We start from the raw sequence: 21,701 nt of genomic DNA on the forward strand, positions 1-21,701 counted from the left end.
TCACGAGGGCGAGGCGGTCGGCGACGATGCGGGCCGGTGACCGGCCCGAGGAGAAGCCGACCAATCGGACTCAGCACGACGGGACGATTGCACGACATTGCCCACCCGTTCGACGAGGACGGCCATCTCGTATCCGATCTGCCCGATGTCGCACGACGTCGAGGCCAGCGTCGCCAGATGGGATCCGTCGCCGACCTGCATCAGCAACAGGTAGCCGTTCTGCATCTCCACCACCGACTGCAGCACCTGGCCGCCGTCGAACAGCTGCGCGGCGCCGTTGGCCAAGCTGGCCAGACCTGAGGACACCGCGGCGAGCTGGTCGGCCCGCTCCTTCGGCAGACGCTCGCTGGCCGCGATCAGCAGCCCGTCGACGGATACCAGGATGGCGTGGGACACCCCACGGACTTCGCGGGCGAAATTCGACACCAGCCAGTCCAGTGAGTCGTCGGGGCGGGCAGGCGGACTGGGCTTTCCGGATGGAAAGGCAGAGGTCATTCGCGATCGGTTCCTTGGTCGTTGTCCCGGGCGTGCGCGCGACCTGCGCGGACGCCGCCGAAATGACTGCTGATCGAGGTGCGGATGGCCTCGGGGTCTCGCACCGGCGCCTGATGCGCGGGACGACGCCCTGATCCACCGTTGGGGGCCGTCCCATTATCGTCACCGCCGGCCCGGTGGTGCGCGTTTCCGTTCTGGTCAGCACCGCCGGGCACCAACCGGGCACCGGGTTCGCGCACCGGCAGGCCCTGTTCGGTGTGCGCTTGCACGGGGGTGTTCTCCACCTCTTCGGCGGCGGACCAGCCGCGGTCCCACACCGACTGCCAATCCAGATCCGGGCTGTGCGCCAGCTCGCGCGGGTCGACCAGCCATTCGGAGAGCATCCGCTGGTAGATCAGATCGTCCTCGGGCGGCTCCGTAGCCGGCGCGGCAACGTCGGCGACCCAGACGTCATCGGCCTCGGGGGGCTCGGAGTCGGCGGGCTGGGCCTCGGCGGACGGGGCTGTAGCTGCCGGGAGCGGCACGGGCGGTTCGGCTTTAGGGCGCTGGCGGTTCTCTTTGCCGAACCGGACCCGCGAGCCAAAGAACGACGACGTGTTCGAAACTGGTTGCGCGACAGGTTGTTCCGGGGTCGGCTCACCGGCTTCCTCCGGCGCGGCGGCCGGCGCGCCGGTGATGCCACTGCCGCCGGGCCTGCGCCGGGGCAGCAAGCTGATCGAGGAATCGGTCGAATCCGCGCCTTCGAGGTCGGCGTCGTCTTCCAGCGGCGCAAGGTCGGCCACGTAATCGGGCGTGGCGACCGGCGGCCCGGATGGTGCCGTGAAAGCCACCGGTTCCGCCTGGCGTGGCGCCGTTTGGCCGGCGTTCGCGCTTGCCAGCACGGTCGACGGCAGGTACACCTCCGCGGTGCTGCCCGACCGCGCGTCCTCCAGAGAGGAGCCGCGCAGCCGCACCCGGACCCTATGGCGATCGGCCAGCCGGGCGACCACGAACAGGCCCATGTGGCGGGCGCTGTCGGGGCTGACCTCTCCCCCGGCGCGCAGGCGCATGTTGGCGATGCGGCGGTCGCCGTCGGTCATGCCCAGCCCGGCATCGACGATCTGCAGTTGAACCGCTCCGTCGCTGCGGAATCCCGCCGACACCCGGACCGGTGACGAGGGCGGCGAGTAACGCAGCGCGTTGTCGATCAACTCCGCGAGCAGGTGAACGATATCGCCGGAGACCGCTCCGGCGATCGCGCAGTCCGGCACCATCGACGTCTCGACACGACGGTATTCCTCCACCTCGGAGGTCGCCGCGTGGATGACCGACGACAGCGGCACCGTCGTGCGCTGGTCGCCCCGCGAGCTCGGCGCGCCCGCCAGCACCAGCAGGTTCGCGCCATTACGGCGCATTCGCGCGGCCAGGTGGTCGAGTCGGAACAGGCTGTCGAGCCGTTCGGGATCTTCTTCGTTGCGCTCGAGCTGGTCGATCAGCGAGAGCTGCTGGTCGACCAGTGAACGGTTGCGCCGCGACATCGTCTCGAACATGTCGTTGACCAAATGCCGCAACCGGGTTTCGTCGCCGGCCAAAAGCAGTGCTTGCGTGTGCAATTCGTCGACCGCGTGCGCGACCTGACCGATCTCCTCGGTGGTGTGCACCGGCAGCGGTTCGGGCGGCGACTCGTCACCGGCCCGCACCCGGCTGATCTCCCGCTCGAGGTCCTCGTGCGCCACCTTCAACGCGCCGTCGCGCAACACGCGCAGCGGCCTGATCAGCGAGCGGGCGACCAGGAACACGATGACCAGCGCGGCAATGATGGCGCTCAGCACCAGCACGGTGTCGCGGATTGCCGCATTGCGGCGGTCGCGGGCCTGGTCCTCGACGGCCTTGATCACCTTCGCGGTGATGTCCTTGATGATCTGCGAAGCGATCCCGTCGGTGGTCTGCACCGATTTCAGCAGCGCCGGGTTGTTGACCAGCTTCTGCCCCGGATCCGACATCAGGCCCATCCGGGTCACCATCTGCTGCTGCAGGGACTTGGCCTCCGGTGAGCCGACGCCGAGCACCTCGGCCATCCCGAATAGCGTCGACGGCTCGGTACCGGTGAGGGTGATCATCGACGTGCGCAGCTCGGGTTCGGGCAGATCAGCGCCGCGAGCGCTCAGCAATTGCTGCATCATCATCTGGCCGCGGGCCCCGACCGCCCGGCTCAGGCCCTGCGCCTCGGCCCGGATCCGCTCGTCGTCGACGCGCACCGAGGCGTCAATTGCATTCTCAGCGGTCAACAGGATGGGCGCGTAGGAGATGACCCGGGGCCGTAGTGCGAGGGTGTTCGACGCGACTTTGTCCAGCAACGCCTGCCCGCCGTCCAGCATCGCGTCGACGCCGTCGCTCACGTCGGGCGCAACGTTGGTTCCGCGCAGGCGGGCCTCGAGCTCACTTTTGCGGGCGTCGTAGTTCTTCTTCGCCCCGTCGGCATCGCCACCGGTCGAGGTCGCGAGCAACGCGACATCGAGCGCCGACATGTACTTGGTGATCGCCGGAACCATCTCGGCCCGATCTGCCGCCAACCGAAGCCGGTCGGCATCGCTCAATGCACCCGCAATGCGAAATCCCCCGAAAATCATCGCCAGCACCAAAGGCAGCGCAACAATGGCGACGACTTTCCACCGGACCGGCCAATTCCGCAGCGACCACGACGCCGGCCGTTTCGTCGAGACGGATTCGGCGCCGTCGCTGCCGGCGGGCCGATTTTCGTCCGGCGAACTCGCCCGCGGGACGCGGGCAAACATCGTCACCGGAACAGCGCGGTGTTAGCGTCCGCTCCGCTGAATCGCAGTGTTAGCGCGTCGTTCATGAGACTTCCTGCTAATTGCGCTCACCCCGAGCGACGGGCAAGCGATATACGCCTGGCAATTCAGCGAGTATGCCAGGCTGCGGCTGGAGTGACCACAATTCTTACTGAACAGACAGAGTTCACCAACGCCCTTACGACCAGGCCTGGTATCGCCGAGCAAATTAGGTAAACACGCTTACCGCCTGTCGCGCTGGGCCGGACCGCGGGAGATCGTCAGCGCGTGCGCCGTTGGCACATCGGGAAAAAGGCGCATTTCCGGTTACGGTGTGTTGTGTTCAGGCTGCTGTTTTACTCACCGCGAATCGCGCCCAATACGGGTAATGCAATCCGCACCGCGGCGGCCACCGGAGCAGAACTGCATCTCGTCGAACCGTTGGGTTTCGACCTCTCTGAGCCCAAGCTGCGTCGGGCCGGCCTGGACTACCACGACCTCGCCTCGGTGACCGTTCATCCGTCGTTGGATGACGCGTGGACAGCGCTCGCACCGCAGCGGGTGTTCGCGTTCACCGCCCACGCGACGCAACTGTTCACCGATGTCAGCTATCAGCCCGGGGATGTGTTGATGTTCGGCCCGGAGCCCACCGGTCTGGACGCGGCGACACTGGCCGACCCACACATCACCGCACCTGTGCGTATCCCGATGCTCGACGGCCGGCGGTCGCTCAACTTGGCCAATGCCGCCGCGGTCGCCGTCTACGAAGCGTGGCGCCAGCAGAATTTCACCGGCGCGGTCTGATCTACCAGGTGTCCCAGTGCGTCAGCTGCTCAGCCGGTAGCCGCTTGGCCGGCTTGAAATCGGTGCCCTTGGTGTAAGCGATCGGGAAAAGCCCGGCCTGGCTGTACTTCTCGTAGGGGATGCCCAATATCTCGGCCACCTTTTCCTCGCCGCCGCGGATCAGGTGCAGCGTCGTCCAGCAGGTGCCCAGCCCTCGCGAGCGCAACGCCAGACAAAAGCTCCAGATCGCCGGGTGCAGCGACGCCCAGAATCCCGCCCCGCCCATCGGCTGCTTGTCCTCGCGGCCTTCGATGCACGGGATCAACAGCGCCGGCGCTTCATGGATGTGCTCGGCCAGGTAGGACGCGGAATCGCGGACCGCGCCCATCCGCTCGCCACGGGTGTCGCCCTCGCCGTATTCCGCTGCCGGTGACTTCAGGTAGCCGCGGGCGTTGTCCAGGTAGATCTCGCCAATCGCCTTCTTCTTCTGGTCGTCCTCCACGAAAACCCACTGCCAGCCCTGCGAATTGGAGCCGGTGGGCGCTTGCAACGCCAAGTCGAGGCATTCCATCAGCAGGTCGTGCGAGACCGGCTTGTCGAAGTCGAGACGCTTGCGGACCGAACGGGTGGTGGTGAGGAGTTCGTCGACAGAAAGGTTAAGGGCCATGAGCGCGAGATTACTCGCGCCGCGCGCTGGCTCCGGCCGGCCGCGAATGTGCATGTCACGACGCTTACTGGCGTGTCACGTCGGGTCATTCACGTTCGGCGCACAACGGTCACCGGAAGTCGCGGGACTTCGATCCGATCTTCAACGTGAGCTTGCCGATCCGCTCCGCCATCACAGTGACTGCGCCACTGGCATTTTGGACCTGGCCGCGGATCAGCAGCGCCGACGATGTCTGCGCCACCTTGCGGTGCCGCGCCCACACCCCCGGTGTGCAGAGCACGTTGACCATCCCGGTCTCGTCCTCGAGGTTGACGAACGTCACGCCCCGAGCCGTGCCCGGTCGCTGCCGATGCGTGACCGCTCCGGCGATCAGCACCCGCTCACCGTCGGGCACCGACAGCAGCGCGTTGGCAGGTATCACCCCCATCGCGTCGAGATCCGACCGCAGGAATTGAGTCGGGTAGCTGTCCGGCGAGACGCCGGTGGCCCACACGTCGGCGGCGGCCAGCTCTACCTCGCTCATCCCCGGCAACGACGGAACATGCGACGACGAGCCGACTCCAGGCAATCGATCCGGTCGCTGGGTGGCGGCCGCGCCGGCCGCCCACAGCGCCTCGCGCCGCGACATCTTGAAACAGCGCAGCGCGCCTGCGGTGGCCAACGCCTCGGTCTGCGGCACGGAAAGCTGAACCCGGCTCGTCATGTCCAGCAGAGAATCGAAGGGGCCGTGCACCTTTCGTTCTTCGACCAGCTTGTCGGCCAGATCCTCGCCGATCTGACGGACGCTGCCCAGCCCCAGCCGCACCTCGGTGCCGGCGTTCTCCAGCGTGGCGTGCACCGTGCTGGCGGCCACGCATGGACCGTGCACCGTCACCCCATGCCTACGGGCGTCGGCCACCAGCGACTGCGGCGAATAGAAGCCCATCGGCTGCGCACGCAGCAGCGCAGCGCAAAACGCCGCGGGGTGATGCAGCTTGAACCACGACGAATAGAAGACCAGCGACGCGAAACTCAGCGAATGACTCTCCGGGAAACCGAAATTGGCGAAGGCTTCCAGCTTTTCAAAGACCCGGTCGATCACCTCGTCGTCAGCGCCGTGCATGCTCCGCATGCCGTCGTAAAACCGGCCGCGCAGCCGCTGCATGCGTTCGGTCGATCGCTTGGATCCCATGGCACGGCGCAGTTGATCGGCCTCGGCGCCGGTGAAACCGGCGCAATCCACCGCGAGTTGCATCAGCTGTTCCTGAAACAGCGGCACTCCCAACGTCTTGCGCAATGCCGGCTCCATCGACGGGTGGTCGTAGACGACCGGGTCGAGGCCGTTACGCCGCCGGATGTACGGGTGGACCGATCCGCCCTGGATCGGCCCGGGGCGGATCAACGCCACCTCGACCACCAGGTCGTAGAACAACCGGGGCTTGAGCCGCGGCAGGGTCGCCATCTGTGCGCGGGACTCCACCTGGAACACCCCGACGGAATCTGCGCGCTGCAACATCTCGTACACCGCCGGTTCGGACAGGTCCAGCGCGGCCAGGTCGACCTCGATGCCTTTGTGCTCACCCACCAGGTCGATGGCGTAATGCAGCGCCGAGAGCATGCCAAGGCCAAGCAGGTCGAATTTCACCAAACCGATTGCCGCGCAATCGTCTTTGTCCCACTGCAACACGCTCCGATTTTCCATCCGGGCCCACTCGACCGGGCAGACGTCGGCGATCGGGCGATCGCAGATCACCATGCCGCCGGAATGGATTCCCATGTGCCGGGGCAGGTTCTGGATCTGGTCGGCCAGCGCGATCACCTGCTCGGGTATGCCGTCGATGTCCGACGGACGTCCACTCCAGTGGCTGATCTGTTTGCTCCAGGCGTCCTGCTGCCCTTGCGAGAACCCCAGGGCACGAGCCATGTCGCGCACCGCGATACGGCTGCGGTAGGTGATCACGTTGGCGACCTGGGCGGCGTAGTCGCGGCCGTACTTGTCGTAGACGTACTGGATGACGTTTTCGCGCAGATCCGATTCGATGTCGATGTCGATGTCGGGCGGCCCGTCGCGGACCGGCGACAGGAAGCGCTCGAACAGCAACTCGTTGGCCACCGGGTCGACCGCGGTGACGCCGAGCGCGTAGCAGACTGCCGAGTTGGCCGCCGATCCCCTGCCTTGGCACAGGATGTTGTTCTCCCGGCAGAACCGGGTGATGTCGTAGACCACCAGGAAGTATCCCGGAAACTTCAGTTGCGCAATGATTTCCAGCTCACGCTCGATCTGGGCATACGCCTGACGAGCCTGTGACCGCCGGCCGTAGCGGCGCTGGGCTCCGGCCATCGTCAGCTCCCGCAGCCAGCTGTCTTCGGTGTGCCCGGGTGGGACATCAAACGGCGGCAACTGCGGGGCGATCAGCGCCAGGCCGAAGGCGCACTGCTCGCCGAGATCGGCAGCGGCGGTCACCGCGCTGGGGTGCTGCGCGAACAGCCGCGCCATTTCCTCACCCGAGCGCAGATGCGAACCGCCCAGCGGGGCAAGCCAGCCGGCCGCCTCGTCCAGCGACTGCCTGGCACGTATGGCGCCCATTGCCATCGCCAGCTGCCGCCGCGACGGCGCAGCGAAGTGCGCTCCGGTGGTCGCCACGATGTTGAGCCCGAACCGCTGGGCCAACGCGGCCATGTCGGCATTGATGTCGTCATCGACCGGGCAGCCGTGGTGGGTCAGCTCGACGCTGACCCGATCCGAGCCGAACCGGTCCACCAGATCGGCCAACGCCGCCGAGGCCGCATCCGGTCCGCCGGTGGCCAGCGCGGAGCGTACGTGGCCTTTGCGGCAGCCGGTCAATATGTGCCAGTGGCCACCCGCCGCCTCGGTGAGCGCGTCGAAGTCGAAACGCAGCTTGCCTTTCTCACCGCCGGCCAGATGCGCGACCGCCAGCTGCCGCGACAGCCGACGATAACCTTCCGGCCCGCGAGCCAGCACCAGCAGATGCGGGCCCGCCGGATCGGGATCGTCGGTCCTGGCACCAGATCCCAACGACAACTCGGCGCCGAACACCGTCCGCATGTCCAACTCCACCGCCGCCTCGGCGAACCGCACCGCTCCGTAGAGGCCGTTGTGGTCGGTCAGTGCGATGGCCCGCAAACCCAGCCGCACCGCCTCTTCGACCAACTCCTCCGGCGCGCTGGCCCCGTCGAGAAAGCTGTACGCCGAATGCGCATGCAGCTCGGCGTACGGGATGGACGAGCGAGCCGGCCGGTCTTCGTCCGGCGGCTGGTAGGCGATCCGTTTGCGCGACCAGGGCGCCTCGTCCGCCGGAGTCCATACCGTTGGCGTGCCGGAGCGACGCGGTTTGCCGGAGAGCACCCGCTCCATCTCCGACCAGCCCGGCGGCCCGTTGCTCCACCCCATCGACCCAGTGTATCGAATATATGTTCGAATCGCTCTCTACTGCCTGTAGCGAGTAACGGTGAGGTTGGCAGGATCGGCCAGCCAATCAAAGACCCGGTCCGGCGATACGGCGATCGTTCGCTGAACGTGAAGCTGGACCACGAGTCGTACCCCTATCCATGCCTGTTACGTTGTCGCGCAACACTACTCCCAGCGCGACTCAATCACGCCTACGATCCCACTATGAGAAGCGCTTTCATCATCACATTCGCAGTCGGGTTGATCGTCGCAGCGCTCGGTCTGATCTGGGCCCTGCAGGGATTCGGAGTGCTCGGCGGCAGCCAGATGAGTAACACCACCACCTGGTCCATCACCGGTCCGATCACGGTGCTGATCGGACTCATAGTTGCACTAGTCAGTTGGCGGAAGCTCTCGTCGAAATAGTGTACGAGCAGCACAGTCTTGAATTGTGCTGAGCTAGAACATATTTGATCGACCTCAAGAAAACTCTCAGAAAATCTCAGGCGATGAGAGTTTTGCAGCCTTGTTCGGCACACGACTAACACTGCGACGCGTTTTCCAACTGCGTTGCCACACAACCGACTCCAGTTGTTTACACAATTTAATATCGACGCCACCTCTGACCAGTGGTCACCGCCGATACTCGAACGTAATCCAAGAAAGAACGCGGTGATGGCTCATGGAGCACCTCAACACGCTCGATGCAGGCTTCCTCATGGCCGAGGATTCCGACCGTAACGTCAGCTTGGCGATCGGCGGGATCGCCATCATCGACGGCGCGGCGCCCAGGTACGAAAAGTTCAAAGCTGTTCTGGCGGAGCGTGTTCAATCGATTCCTCGTTTCACGCAGATGCTGCGCACCCAGCCTTTCGATGTCGGTGCGCCGCACTGGGTCGACGATCCGGCATTCGACATCAGCCGCCACGTGCGGCGGATAGCAGTCCCGCGGCCGGGCGATGACACCGAACTTTTCCGGGTTATCGCCGACGTGCTGGAGCGCCGACTACATCGCGACCGCCCGCTGTGGGAGTGCTGGGTCATTGAAGGCCTCAAGGGCAATCGATGGGCGATCCTGATGAAGGTCCACCACTGCATGGCCGACGGGATCTCCGCGATTCGCATCCTTGCCCGCCTGTGCGACGACATCGACGGCGATGTGTTCGCACGCCCCGTCGCGAAGCGGACGGGACGGCGCCCGCACCTGACCCCGGTACCCGAGGGCGCCTCGCGCTCCAACCCGCTGAGCGACCTCTGGCGGACCGCCACCGGAATCACCAACACGGTGACCCGAACGGTCGGCGGCGCGACCGAGATCGCGGCCGGTCTGCTGCGCCCGACCGCCGGATCGTCGCTGGTCGGTCCCGTCACGTCGATGCGGCGCTACCGTGCGGTCCGCGTCCCACTCGCCGATATCGAGCAGGTCTGCCGCAAGTTCGACGTCACCATCAACGACGTCGCGCTGGCCGCGATCACCGACGGCTATCGATCAGTACTGCTGCACCGCGGCGAAGAACCCAAGGCCGATTCGTTGCGCACCCTGGTGCCGGTGTCGGAGCGTGCGCCCGACGCTGCGGACAAACCGGGCAATCGAATCTCGATCATGCTGCCCTACCTTCCGGTCGACGAGGACGACCCGATCCAGCAGTTGCGCGCCGTGCACAGCCGACTGACCCGGACCAAACAAGGCGGACAGCGCCAAGCCGGCAACATGGTGGTATCGATCACCGGATACATCCCATTCATGTTCTCCTCGTGGCTGATTCGACTGCTTACCCGCCTGCCGCAACGCGGCATTGTGACACTGGCAACCAATGTCCCGGGTCCGCACCGGCGCCTGGAGATGATGGGCCACACCGTCAGTCGGCTGCTGCCCATCCCGCCGATCGCCCTGCAGCTGCGCACCGGAGTCGCGGTGATGAGCTACGCCGACGATCTGGTGTTCGGTATCACCGCCGACTACGACGCGGGCACCGACATCGACAAGCTGGCCGACGGCATCAAAATCGGGGTGGCCCGGTTGGACATGCTCAGCCAGGACTCCATCTTGCTGTTCGACAAAAAATCGGTCTGACGCTCACCGACTAACCTGACTACCGGCGCCGCGACGGCGGGCCGGGAAGGCGGGACGGCGAATGTCGGTCATCATCGACCCGCGCCGCGTGGACGCCGTGCTGTTCGACGTCGACGACGGACCCGGCGCCACGATCGCGGCACAGCTACGGGACGCAGGCCTGCGCCTCGCTCGATCCGGCGCTTCCGCGTTGATCGAGACGGCCGACGCCTTGGCGGTGCGGCCGGGTCGCTGCGCCGTCGTCACGTCGACCGAGCAGGGCGTGGCGGACGCGCGGGCCGGCGGATTCGCACTGATCGTCGCGGTCGATTCGGCCGGGACACTGCGCAGTCGCAGCGCCGACGCAGTGGTCAAGAACCTGACCGACATCGACGTCCGGACCGGGGATCGCCGGATGTCCGAACTGGCCGACGGCTCAGCGGTGCTGGACCTGGCGTCCGACCGACAGCCCGCGGTGTTCTTCGATTTCGACGGGACGCTGTCCGAGATCGTCAACGAACCCGACTCCGCGCGGCTGGCCGACGGCGCGGCCGACGCGCTGACCTCGCTGAGCGCCCAGTGTCCCGTGGCGATCCTCAGCGGTCGGGACCTGGCCGACGTGCGGCAGCGGATCGGGCTGCCCGGACTCTGGTACGCGGGCAGTCATGGGTTCGAGCTGACCGGACCCGATGGTAAGCACCACCAGAACGCCGAGGCAGCCGCCAGCATCCCGGTGTTGGCGGAGGTGGCGGCCGCGCTGGCCGATCAGATCGGTGACATTCCAGGTGTCGCCGTGGAGCACAAGCGATTCGGTGTGGCCGTGCACTACCGCAATGCCGCGCGTGACCGCGTCGGCGAGGTTGCCGCCGCGGTCCGAACCACCGGGCAGCGAACCGCGCTGCGCGTGACAACCGGTCGTGAAGTCATCGAGCTACGTCCAGATGTCGACTGGGACAAGGGAAAAACATTGCGCTGGGTACTCGACTACATCCGTGACAACGAAGGGTCGACATCGTTGCTGCCGATCTACCTCGGCGACGACATCACCGACGAGGACGCGTTCGACGCGGTGGCCGACGATGGCATCGCGATCCTGGTCCGCCACAGCGACGACGGGAACCGCCCCACGGCAGCACGTTACGCGCTGGACGACCCGGACCGGGTGCGCGAGTTCACCGAGCTGCTCGCCCGCCGGCTCGCCGAGTAGATCACAGGACCGCTTGAGACTGAATGGTTTTGGCGGCCAGCTTGCCGTGTAGCACGTCTCCGCCGGTCGTCAAGCTCGGCGCCCAATCTAGGCTCAGCACAACCTCTTCCGGGCTGGCCGCGTCCGCGGTGATGCCCAGCGTTACGGCCAGCGGGACCAGTCCGTGGATCATCTCCGTGGCGGCAGTGTCGGTCATCGGTCACTTCCCCAATGCGTGCAGGGCCTCCGCGGTATCCGCATCGGCTGGATAAAACGATTCGATCGCCACTTCGGCGACGGTGACATCCAGCGGGGCACCGACCACCGCGGTCATGGAAAAGAACGCCAGCTCTTTTCCGTTGTGCCGCAACCGCAGTGGCACCGCGACATCGGTTGGCTGGGGGCGCTCGGTCTCGCCCCCCGGGTAGCCCGACAGTTCGGCGAGCAGCTCGGCCAGTCGCGGGTCGCGCGTCGCCCGGACTTGGCGGCGCAGCCGCTCGAGGACATGCGCGCGCCGCTCCGCCAGATTGACGATGCGCGACGCCATTCCGTCGGGGTGCAGCGAAACGCGCAGCGCGTTGATCGGTGGTGTCAATAGTGCGGGATCGCATCCCTCGATGAGCACCGTGACAGCGGCGTTGCCGTCCAGCATGTCCCACCATCGGTTGATCACCAGCGCCGGGTACGGCTCGTGGCCGGAGAGGATTTGGCGCAACGCGGCGCGCAGCCTGGTCAGCTCCGGCTCGTCGAGCGAATGTTCGGGATAGGCAGGCGCGTATCCGCCCGCCAACAACAGCGCGTTGCGTTCGCGCAGCGGCACATCGAGTTGTTCGCTGAGTCGCAGGATCAGCCCGGGGGTCGGTTGCGATCGTCCGGTCTCCTTAAAGCTGAGGTGCCGAGCCGAGATCTCGGCCTGAATCGACAGGTCGAGCTGGCTGATTCGACGTCGCTCGCGCCACTCGCGCAGCAGTTGACCGACCGCCGGTGTTGCCCGTGAGCTCCGGGTCAGGGTCGTCATCGCCCCGATGCTATCTGCGGCTCATCGGCAGCACGATTACCTGTCAGGTCAAGGCTGCGGTGCCGAAACGGCATTCAGAACCGCGCGATGCGGTCAGTCGTCTTTGTCGTCTGACTTCTTTTTGTCGTCTGAGTTCTTATCATCTGACTTCTTATCGTCCGACTTCTTGTCGTCGTCCGACTTCTTTTCGTCGCCGGTGCCCAGCTCGAGGGTTGCCCAGTGGCTCGGGGAGACGAACACCGTCCAGTCCCCCTCGTCGCGGCCCAGCTTGACGACCCCGTTATCGACTTCCCACTTGGTGCTGTCGTCGTAATCCGTCGATTGACCGTCGCTATAGGTGAGTTTGAATGCCATGCCCCCGACTGCCACGCTGGCCGCCCGATTAAACCTCGGCGTACTCGACTGCGCCGTCTTCGAGCACCAGCCGCGCGTTACTGCCGTCGGGCAAAGCCGCCTCGGTGCGGAACACCGCTTTGCCCGGCTCGGTGCGCCAGATCAGCGTGGTCAGCGTCTCGCCGGGAAATACTGGCTTGGTGAAGCGGGCGTCGATCGCCGTGATGGCGCCGGCGTTGCCGTTGCCCAGCTCGGCGATCAGCGCACGACCGGAGAACCCATAGGTGCACAGGCCGTGCATGATCGGCTCGGGGAAGCCGGCCAGTTCCTTGGCGAACCACGGGTCGCTGTGCAGCGGATTACGGTCACCCGAAAGCCGGTAGATCAGCGGCTGGTCCTTCCGGGTGGTCTGCGCGACCCGGGCATCGGGTTCGCGGTCGGGGATCTTCGGCGCGACGGGGCGCTCGCCCGACTGTCCCCCGAAACCGCCCTCGCCGCGGATCACCAGCGTGGTCAGCGTTTCGGCGAGTAGCGTGCCGGTGTCGGGATCGCTGCCGCGTCCGCGCAACATGATGATCGCGTTCTTGCCCTCGCCCTTGTCCTGGATGTCGGCCACCTCGGTGACCACCGAGAGTTTGCCCGCAGGCGGCAGCGGTGCATGCAGCCGAATGCCTTGGGAACCGTGTAGCAGCATCGCCCAGTTGAACGATCCGACCTTGGCGGCCGCACCGAACGCCGGGCAGCAGATCACCGCGTAGGTCGGCAGCACTTGCTGGTCGATGTCGTGACTGTTCTCGGTGGTGAACCTCAGATCGTCGAGGCCGGCGCCGACTCCGAGTGCGTAGAGCAACGTGTCGCGGTCGGTCCACTCGAACAGCATGGGCTCGGTGGTCGCACCGACGGCATTGGGGTCGATCGCCATTCGGGTCTCCTTTTGGATCGGCCGGTGATCTTTATTGGCCTCGCTATTCCATCACTCGCTCGCTTGTGTGATTTATTGACCCAACCCTGGCAAACGCGCCACGCCGGAGGCCTCGGCAAGGCAGGCTATCGCCATGCGCACTCGCACCCGCACCGTCATCTGGAAGGCCGCTGCCGTCCTCGCCGCCGTCATCACCGTCGGCGCCTGCTCGGGATCACCGCAGGTGCGCAGCATCACGCTGACCTTCATCCGGCATGCCGAGTCGCAAAGCAACGCCGAGCACATGATCAACACCGACATCCCCGGCCCGAGCCTCACCGAGGAGGGCCAGGGTCAAGCCGAACAGCTCGCTCATCAGCTGACGCGCAACAACTTCGACGGCATCTACGCCTCTAACATGGTGCGCACCCAGCAGACCGCTGAGCCACTGGCCCACGCGCTGGGAAAGCACGTCGAAATCCTGCCCGGACTGCGCGAAATCGATGCCGGCCGCTACAACAACTCTCCGGTCAAGCGCTCCGACCTGACCTATCTGGTCGCGCCATCGCTGTGGCTGAACGGCGACGTCCAGGATGCCGTGCCCGGCTCGATCAGCGGTCACGAATTCAACGACCAGTTCAGCGCGGCTGTTCAGAAGATCTACGACAGCGGTAACAGCAAGCCGGTGGCGTTCGCCCACGCCGAGTCGATCATGTACTGGACGTTGATGAACGTGACGAACCCAAAGGACAGCCTGGCGACCAGCCACCCGCTGCCTAACCTCGGCCGCGTGGTGATCACCGGCAGCCCGGCCGGAGGGTGGACGTTGATCGACTGGGACGGGATCCGGGACTTCAGCTACTGAGCTGAGCGAACTGGCCTCAGCGGTACGGTACTGGACAGTACTGCCCTGTTGGCCTTAGGGTGAGCGCTGTGACGCAGACTGCCCGTCCCGGAGCGGAGTGCTCGCCCTGGTCGCCGCGGGAAACCGAGCTGCTCGACGTCACGCTGCAGCTGCTGCAGGAGCATGGTTATGAACGGTTGACCATCGATGCGGTGGCGGCCAAGGCGCGCGCCAGCAAGGCGACCGTGTACCGGCGCTGGCCGTCGAAAGCCGAGCTGGTATTGGCCGCCTTCATCGAGGGCGTCCGCCAGGTCGCGGTGCATCCCCAGACCGGCACGCTGCGCGGCGATCTACTGCAGATCGGGGAAGCGTGCCGCGAGCAGGCCGCCGCCCAGGCCGCCACGATCCGCGCCGTGCTCGTCGAAACGTCGCGACACCCCGCCCTCAACGAAGCGCTGCAGCATCAGTTCCTCGATCACCGCAAGGCCCTCATGCAGAACGTGCTGCGGGACGCCGCCGATCGCGGCGAGATCGATGCCACGGTGATCGGCGACGAACTCTGGGATCTCTTGCCCGGTTATTTGATCTTCCGAATCGTCATGCCGAGCTCGCCCCCGACCCGAGCCACCGTGCAGGCTCTCGTCGACGACGTGCTTATTCCAAGCCTTACCCGGCCACCTTCACCAAAGGCGAACGGATGAGCCGTATTTCACGCCTGGTCCGGCGGCGCTGGATGGTTTTGGTCGCTGTCGTCGTAGTGACTCTCGCGGGATTCGGCGTCTATCGACTGCACGACGCCTTCGGCTCGGACAGCAACGCCGCGCACGGCGGCGGCGGCGCCTCGAACGAGATCGTGCCGTTCAGTCCCAAAAGCGTTGTCTATGAAGTGTTCGGCGCTCCCGGCGCCACCGCGACCATCAACTATCAAGACGTCCATGCCGCGCCGCAACGGGTTGACAACGCCCCGCTGCCCTGGTCGTACACGATCACCACCACCGATCCCGCAGTCGTTGCCAACGTGGTCGCCCAGGGCAACGGCAACACGCTGGGCTGCCGCATCACCGTCAACGGCGTCGTCAAAGACGAGAGGACCGTGAACCAATTGAGCGCGTACACCTTCTGCCTGGACAAGTCCGGATGAGCAATCACAGCGTCCGCCGGCCGCGCGTCCCGCACCTCATCCACCGCGTTGCGGTACCAATCCTGTTGTTCTGGATCGCCTTAGCTGCGGTGCCGAATATCCTTGTGCCGCAATTGGAAGAGGTCGGCCGACTGCACAACGTCGGCCTCAGCTCCCCCGATGCGCCGTCGTATCAGGCGTTCAAACACATCGGAAAAGTGTTCCACGAGTTCGACACCGATAGTTCGGCGATGATCGTGCTCGAGGGTGACAAGCCGCTTGGCGCCGACGCACACAAGTTCTACGACGAGCTGCTTCACAAGTTGGAGCAGGACACCAAGCACGTCCAGCACATCCAGGATTTCTGGGGCGACTCCCTGACCGCGGCGGGCTCACAGAGCACCGACGGCAAGGCCGCCTACGTACAGCTTTATCTCGCCGGAGCTCAGGGCGAGGCGATGGCCAACGAGTCCGTCGACGCCGTCCGCGCCACTGTCGACCAGATGAAGCCACCGCCAGGCGTCAAGGCCTACCTCACCGGCGCGGCCCCGCTGATCGCCGACCAGTTCACCGAGGGCAGCAAGGGCTCCAACAAGGTCACCGCGCTGACCGTCGCAGTGATCGCGGTGATGTTGTTCGTCGTCTACCGATCGTTCGCCACCACGGCCATGGTCCTGGCAACGGTCCTCATCGAAATGGCAGCGGCGCGTGGATTTGTCGCATTCCTGGGAAATATCGGGGTCTTGGGGCTGTCCACCTACGCGACCAATCTGCTCACGCTATTGGTCATTGCCGCAGGAACGGATTACGCGATATTTTTCGTCGGCCGTTACCAAGAGGCCCGCTCGGCCGGCGAAGAGCGCGAAGATGCGTACTACAGCATGTACAGCGGGACCGCTCATGTCGTGCTGGGTTCGGGCTTGACGGTCGCTAGCGCGGTGGCGTGCCTCGGCTTCACCCGGCTGCCCTATTTCCAGAGTTTGGGCTTACCCGCCGCGATCGGCATCCTGGTCGCGCTGACGGCCTCGCTCACGTTGGGTCCGGCGGTGCTAGTGGTCGCTAGCCATTTCGGTCTCTTCGACCCCAAACGTGTGCTGCAAACCCGAGGCTGGCGCCGGATCGGCACCGCGATCGTCCGGTGGCCCGGTCCCATCCTGGTGGTGTCCATCGCCGTCGCCTTCATCGGCCTATTAGCCTTGCCCGGATATAAAACCAGCTACGACACCCGCCCCTACATTCCGATGACCGCCGCGGCCAACGTCGGATACACCGCGGCCGAACGGCACTTCTCCCGCTCCCGACTCGAACCCGAGCTGCTGATGATCGAGGCCGACCACGACCTGCGCAATCCGGCTGACATGCTCGTCCTGGACAAGGTGGCCAAAGGCGTTGTCCACATACCCGGCATCGCCCTGGTGCAGTCCATCACCCGGCCGCTGGGATCCCCGCTGGACCACAGCTCGATCGCCTTCCAGATCAGCCAGCAAAGCGTCGGATCGGTGCAGAACCTGAAGTACCAATCGGACCGCGCGCAGGATTTGCTCCGGCAGTCCCAAGAATTCGACAAAACCATCGGCATCTTGCAGCAGCAATTTGTCCTACAACAGCAACTCGCCGGCGCCACGCACGAAGAGACCCAGAAGTTCAACGAGACCCTGGCGATCATTACCGAAATACGGGACAAGCTGGCGAATTTCGACGACTTCTTCCGGCCGATCCACAGCTACTTCTACTTCGAAAAGCACTGCTATGACATTCCAGCGTGCTTCGCCCTCCGCAACACCTTCGAGGCGATTGACAGCATCGACGAACTCACCGAGAAATTCGAAGATCTGGTCGTCAGCCTGGACAAGCTCGATAAGATCCAGCCGCAACTCGTCGGGCTGATACCGCCGCAAATCGCCAGCCAGGAAGTCAACCGCGAGCTGACGTTGAAGAACTTCGCCACCAACCTCGGGATCGCCAATCAATCGGCCACCGCGAACGACAATCCTGCTTCGCTGGGGCAGGCCTTCGACAAGTCCAAGAACGACGACTTGTTCTACCTGCCTCCGGAAGCATTCGACAATCCCGACTTCAAACGCGGTCTCAAGCTTTTTATGTCGCCTGACGGCAAAGCGGCTCGGATGATCATCACCCACGAAGGCGACCCGGCAGAGCCCGCCGCCATCTCCCACGTCGAACCGATCAAGCTCGCCGCGCACGAGGCCGTGAAGAACACCCCCCTGTCGGGCGCGCACTTCTATCTCGGCGGCACCGCCTCGACCTACAAAGATATCCAGGACATGGCGAACTACGACATATTGATCGTCGCCATCGCCTCACTGAGCCTGATCCTGTTGATCATGATGCTCATCACCCGAAGCCTGGTTGCCGCCATCGTGATCGTGGGCACGGTCGCGCTGTCTCTGGGCGCGTCGTTCGGCCTGTCCGTGCTGCTCTGGCAGTACATCCTCGGCATCGAATTGTATTGGGTGGTACTGGCTTTGGCGGTCATCCTGCTGCTGGCCGTCGGGTCCGACTACAACCTGCTACTGATCTCCCGGTTCAAGGAAGAGATTCACGCCGGACTCAAGACCGGCATCATCCGGGCAATGGCGGGCTCCGGGTCGGTGGTGACCGCCGCCGGTCTGGTGTTCGCGGTGACGATGTGTGGGTTCGTCTTCAGCGGTCTGCAGACACTCGGTCAGATCGGCACCACCATCGGTCTCGGTCTGCTGTTCGACACGCTGATCGTGCGTTCGTTCATGACACCGTCGATCGCGACGTTGCTCGGCCGGTGGTTCTGGTGGCCGCAACGGGTGCGCCCACGCCCGGCCAGCTCGATGCTGCAGCCCTACGGATCGCGTCCGGCCGTTCGTCAGCTGCTGCTGTGGGACGACGAAGACGAGGCGGTCGCCCCGAACGCGCGGTAATCGCGGCCGCAGCATAGGCCGCCCCTGGCCGACGGGACGGAGTTTGCTGTGGACTTGCAACCCGAATGCTGAGATTCTTCAGTCATGCCCGCCCACCTACAGAGCTCGGTGCAGGGGCGGGCGGCTTCGAATTTCCTGGACACCGCGACCATTGAGCCCGCAGCGTTGGTGGTGGAGGGTGAGGCGGGGATCGGTAAGACCACATTGTGGCTGGCCGCAATCGAGCAGGCACGGGACCGCGGATTCCGGGTGCTCTCGGCGCGGGCAGCAGCCGCGGAGTCGGTGCTGGCCTATGCCGCGTTGGGTGACCTGCTCGGCGGGGTGACCGACGACACCTTGGCGGGGCTGCCGGCGCCACAGCGCCTGGCGATCGACCGGGTTCTGTTGCGGGCGCAAACAGCGGGCGGTGCGACGGATCAGCATGCGGTGGCGGCGGCCTTTCTCTCGATCGTGACGGGCCTGGCCGCGCAGTCGCCGGTGCTGCTGGCCATCGACGACGTGCAGTGGCTCGATTCCTCCAGCGTGCAGGCGGTGGCGTTCGCGGCGCGACGGCTGGCGGGACCGGTCGGGGTGCTGGGCGCCGCACGCACCGATCCCGGCAGCACCGGTGCCGCCTGGCTGCAGTTGCCGAACCCCGACGCGGTGCGCCGCGTCGGGGTGACTCCGCTGAGCGTGGGTGCTTTGCATACCGTCCTGGGCGAGCGCCTTGGCCGTACGTTTTCGCGGCCGACGATGGTACGGATCCATGACGTCTCGGGCGGGAACCCGTTCTATGCCCTGGAGTTGGCGCGGGCCATCGACGGTCGGGGCGAAGCGGCAGCCGACATGCTCCTGCCCGGCACGCTGGCTGAGTTGGTCCGCGCCCGGATCGGCAGTCTGGGCAACGAGGTTCAGGACCTGTTGCTGGCGGTGGCCTGTCTGGCGGAACCGACGGTGGACCTGGTGGCGCGCGCGACCGGCGGCGACACCGCCGGCGTGGTGGCCGGGCTGGAGGCCGCCGAGAGCGCCGGGATCCTCGGATTCGAGGGTCCGCGGCTGCGGTTCGCGCACCCGTTGTTGGCCCGGGGTGTCTACACCGAGGCGTCCCCCGCGCACCGGCGCGCCATGCATCGGCGCCTCGCCGGCATCGTCGAGCACCCGGAACTGGCGGCCCGGCACCTGGCGCTGAGCGCCACCGGAACCGACCCGGACACGGTGCGGGCCCTGGATGTGGCGGCGAAGTCGGCGCGGGATCGGGGCGCGCCGGCGGCCGCGGCGGAGCTGGTCGAGCTGGCGATCGCACTCGGCGGGGACACCCCGAAACATCGGATCCGGTTGGCGGGCTATCTTTTTCACGCTGGCGATCTCGGGCGGGCCCGCCGGATGCTCGAAGACATCATTGACAGGTTGGAGCCGGGTGTGCTGCGCGCCGGGGTGTTGCACTTGCTGGCTGCGGTGCGGCTATCCAATGACAGCTTCGTAGCGGCCTGCGCGGCGTTGCAGCGCGCTCTAAGCGAGGTCGGCGACAATCTCGGCCTGCGGCTGGAGATGTTGGTCATGCTGTCGTGGGTGCAGGTCCACGCCGGTCACCCTGAGGCCGCAGCGGCCAATATCGCCGACGCCGTGGCCGGTGCGCAACAGCTCGGGGTGCCTCGGTTGCTGAGCCAGGCGCTCAGTTTGCGGGCATTCGTCGGCTTTCTGCGTGGCGAGGGCCTCGATGCGCCCGCCCTGCGCCAGGCGCTGGAGTTAGACGATCAGCAGGCTGGCGTGACCGTGGCGTACTGGCCGAAAATGCAGAACGCCCAGCTCGCGGGTTGGGCCGGGCAACTCGATCACGCCCGGCAGGAGATGGCGTCGATCTGGGAGCTCTGCACGGCGCGGGGCCGGGAAAGTGAACTGGATTATGTCGCGTTCTATTTCGCCCTGATCGAGATCTGGCGCGGCGACTTCACTGCTGCCACAGTCATTGCGGCCGACGCGGTGGACAGGGCACGCCAACTCGACAGCGACCTCTCACTTGCCGCTGTCCTGACCGTGCGGGCCCTACTGGCCGCCTACACCGGTCGGGTGGACGACGCCCGCGCCGACGCCGTGACGGCGCGGGCGGCCAGCGCCCTCGGCGGTGCGCCCCTGATGGCGATGTGGTCGGTGGCGGCGGCGGGCTTCGCCGAGGTGTCGTTGGGTCGCTATGACGCGGCCCTGACGGGGTTGGCACCGGCGCTGTCGGCGCTGGACGCCGCGCCGGAGGCCACCGAGATCTTCGTCGCCCCGTTTCTGCCCGATGCGATCGAAGCGCTGATCGGGGTGGGTCGGCTCACCGACGCCGAGCCGCTCATCGAGCGGCTGCAACGCAACGGCGCCCGCCTGGACCGCCCGTGGATGCTGGCGACCGGCGCCCGCTGCCGTGCCATGCTGCTGGCCGCCCGCGGCGACGCCGGCGCGGCGGGTCGTGTTGCCCAGCAGGCGATGTGCGCGCACGAGCGGCTGCCGATGCCGTTCGAACGGGCCCGCACCCAACTGCTGGTCGGCCAGCTCCAACGCCGGCAACGCCAGAAGAACGCCGCCGCAGCCACCCTGCGGGAGGCCTTGGTGACCTTCGAGGAATTGGGCACCCCACTGTGGGCTGCGCGGGCAAGCACCGAACTGGCCCGCATCCACAGCACCACCACCACCAAATCCGGCGTGCTCACCGCGTCCGAACACCGCGTCGCCGAACTCGCCGCCACCGGGATGACCAACCGCGACGTCGCCGCCGCGCTGTTCATCACCCCGAAAACCGTCGAAGCCAACCTCGCCCGCATCTACCGCAAACTCGGCATCCGCTCACGCGCCGAACTCGGCCGACACATGAGCCAACCCGGATCATAGGGAAACACCCGATTGCTCCGGGCTCCGCGCCGCCTAGCATGTAGTCGGTGAGCATTCCCGTCACCCGGGTGCCGTGCTATCTCGCCGAGTGGTATCAGCGCGAGGTCACCGAGGACGACTTGGACCGCACCGCGGCCACCCTGGACGCATCGGCCGCATCGGTGTCCGCCCAAGGATCCCCGGTGCGACTACTGACCATGGTGTCGGTGCCCGCCGACGAGGTGCTGTTCGGCGTCTTCGCCGCTAACTCACGGCAGATCGTCGCCCAGGCCTGCCAACGGGCGGGTCTCCCCGCCCAACGGCTCAGCGCCGCGTTCAACACCCAGCTCGCGTAGGTCAACCCCAGGGAAACACCCGATTCCTTGGTCCTTTGCGTAGCG

18 protein-coding genes are annotated in these 21,701 nt (G+C 66.0%); 10 read left to right on the top strand and 8 right to left on the bottom strand.

Features of this window, described 5'->3' with window-relative positions; all coding sequences use genetic code 11:
* Both ACQY5A_RS20310 and ACQY5A_RS20315 read right to left on the bottom strand, forming a co-directional pair.
* On the bottom strand, positions 1 to 495 hold the full coding sequence (locus ACQY5A_RS20310; RefSeq protein WP_428342108.1) for a roadblock/LC7 domain-containing protein: 495 nt from the start codon (positions 493 to 495) through the stop codon (positions 1 to 3).
* Positions 492 to 3,275: an ATP-binding protein gene (locus ACQY5A_RS20315; protein WP_428342109.1), complete on the bottom strand. Its 2,784-nt coding sequence runs from the start codon at positions 3,273 to 3,275 to the stop codon at positions 492 to 494. Before ACQY5A_RS20315 ends, ACQY5A_RS20310 begins: the two co-directional genes overlap by 4 nt.
* 330 nt (positions 3,276 to 3,605) lie before the next feature.
* Here ACQY5A_RS20315 and ACQY5A_RS20320 point away from each other — a divergent pair, with 330 nt between their 5' ends.
* Entirely contained in the window at positions 3,606 to 4,070 is a 465-nt protein-coding gene (locus tag ACQY5A_RS20320; RefSeq protein WP_428342110.1) for a tRNA (cytidine(34)-2'-O)-methyltransferase, read from the top strand.
* 1 nt (position 4,071) lies between these two features.
* On the opposite strand, the gene ACQY5A_RS20325 is transcribed toward ACQY5A_RS20320, so the two are convergent.
* A complete protein-coding gene (locus ACQY5A_RS20325) occupies positions 4,072 to 4,716 on the bottom strand; it encodes a nitroreductase family protein (protein ID WP_428342111.1) in 645 nt (214 codons plus the stop codon).
* 109 nt (positions 4,717 to 4,825) lie between these two features.
* Positions 4,826 to 8,107, bottom strand: coding sequence for an error-prone DNA polymerase (locus tag ACQY5A_RS20330; protein ID WP_428342112.1), 3,282 nt, complete (start codon positions 8,105 to 8,107; stop codon positions 4,826 to 4,828).
* A 222-nt stretch (positions 8,108 to 8,329) separates the two neighbouring features.
* Here ACQY5A_RS20330 and ACQY5A_RS20335 point away from each other — a divergent pair, with 222 nt between their 5' ends.
* The 3 genes from ACQY5A_RS20335 (at position 8,330) to otsB (ending at position 11,364) form a co-directional block, all read left to right on the top strand.
* The gene (locus tag ACQY5A_RS20335) at positions 8,330 to 8,530 is read left to right on the top strand and encodes a hypothetical protein (protein ID WP_428342113.1); all 201 of its coding nucleotides are present in this window, start codon (positions 8,330 to 8,332) and stop codon (positions 8,528 to 8,530) included.
* A gap of 256 nt (positions 8,531 to 8,786) precedes the next feature.
* Complete coding sequence (locus tag ACQY5A_RS20340) at positions 8,787 to 10,178, top strand: WS/DGAT/MGAT family O-acyltransferase (RefSeq protein WP_428342114.1); 1,392 nt, start codon at positions 8,787 to 8,789, stop codon at positions 10,176 to 10,178.
* Positions 10,179 to 10,239: 61 nt separating this feature from the next.
* A complete protein-coding gene (otsB, locus tag ACQY5A_RS20345; RefSeq protein WP_428342115.1) occupies positions 10,240 to 11,364 on the top strand; it encodes a trehalose-phosphatase in 1,125 nt (374 codons plus the stop codon).
* 1 nt (position 11,365) lies between these two features.
* Here otsB and ACQY5A_RS20350 read toward each other — a convergent pair whose 3' ends face one another.
* From ACQY5A_RS20350 to ACQY5A_RS20365, 4 genes are all read right to left on the bottom strand, one after another.
* Entirely contained in the window at positions 11,366 to 11,560 is a 195-nt protein-coding gene (locus ACQY5A_RS20350) for a hypothetical protein (protein ID WP_428342116.1), read from the bottom strand.
* 3 nt (positions 11,561 to 11,563) lie between these two features.
* Entirely contained in the window at positions 11,564 to 12,361 is a 798-nt protein-coding gene (locus tag ACQY5A_RS20355) for a helix-turn-helix domain-containing protein (RefSeq protein WP_428342117.1), read from the bottom strand.
* Between the two features lie 93 nt (positions 12,362 to 12,454).
* The gene (locus ACQY5A_RS20360; RefSeq protein ID WP_428342118.1) at positions 12,455 to 12,715 is read right to left on the bottom strand and encodes a hypothetical protein; all 261 of its coding nucleotides are present in this window, start codon (positions 12,713 to 12,715) and stop codon (positions 12,455 to 12,457) included.
* Between the two features lie 28 nt (positions 12,716 to 12,743).
* A complete protein-coding gene (locus ACQY5A_RS20365; RefSeq protein ID WP_428342119.1) occupies positions 12,744 to 13,616 on the bottom strand; it encodes a MaoC/PaaZ C-terminal domain-containing protein in 873 nt (290 codons plus the stop codon).
* A 133-nt stretch (positions 13,617 to 13,749) separates the two neighbouring features.
* Between ACQY5A_RS20365 and ACQY5A_RS20370 the strand changes: the two genes are divergently transcribed.
* The 6 genes from ACQY5A_RS20370 (at position 13,750) to ACQY5A_RS20395 (ending at position 21,656) form a co-directional block, all read left to right on the top strand.
* Positions 13,750 to 14,460, top strand: coding sequence for a histidine phosphatase family protein (locus ACQY5A_RS20370; protein ID WP_428342120.1), 711 nt, complete (start codon positions 13,750 to 13,752; stop codon positions 14,458 to 14,460).
* A gap of 59 nt (positions 14,461 to 14,519) precedes the next feature.
* On the top strand, positions 14,520 to 15,140 hold the full coding sequence (locus ACQY5A_RS20375) for a TetR/AcrR family transcriptional regulator (protein ID WP_428342121.1): 621 nt from the start codon (positions 14,520 to 14,522) through the stop codon (positions 15,138 to 15,140).
* Entirely contained in the window at positions 15,137 to 15,580 is a 444-nt protein-coding gene (locus ACQY5A_RS20380) for an MmpS family transport accessory protein (RefSeq protein ID WP_428342122.1), read from the top strand. The genes ACQY5A_RS20375 and ACQY5A_RS20380 overlap by 4 nt, the downstream gene beginning before the upstream one ends.
* Positions 15,577 to 18,474, top strand: coding sequence for an RND family transporter (locus tag ACQY5A_RS20385; RefSeq protein ID WP_428342123.1), 2,898 nt, complete (start codon positions 15,577 to 15,579; stop codon positions 18,472 to 18,474). The genes ACQY5A_RS20380 and ACQY5A_RS20385 overlap by 4 nt, the downstream gene beginning before the upstream one ends.
* 84 nt (positions 18,475 to 18,558) lie before the next feature.
* On the top strand, positions 18,559 to 21,321 hold the full coding sequence (locus ACQY5A_RS20390) for a helix-turn-helix transcriptional regulator (protein ID WP_428342124.1): 2,763 nt from the start codon (positions 18,559 to 18,561) through the stop codon (positions 21,319 to 21,321).
* Between the two features lie 47 nt (positions 21,322 to 21,368).
* Complete coding sequence (locus ACQY5A_RS20395; RefSeq protein ID WP_428342125.1) at positions 21,369 to 21,656, top strand: hypothetical protein; 288 nt, start codon at positions 21,369 to 21,371, stop codon at positions 21,654 to 21,656.
* Positions 21,657 to 21,701 lie beyond the last annotated feature (45 nt).

The sequence above is a fragment of the Mycobacterium sp. genome (assembly GCF_965277065.1).
In the GTDB taxonomy this organism is placed as follows: domain Bacteria; phylum Actinomycetota; class Actinomycetes; order Mycobacteriales; family Mycobacteriaceae; genus Mycobacterium.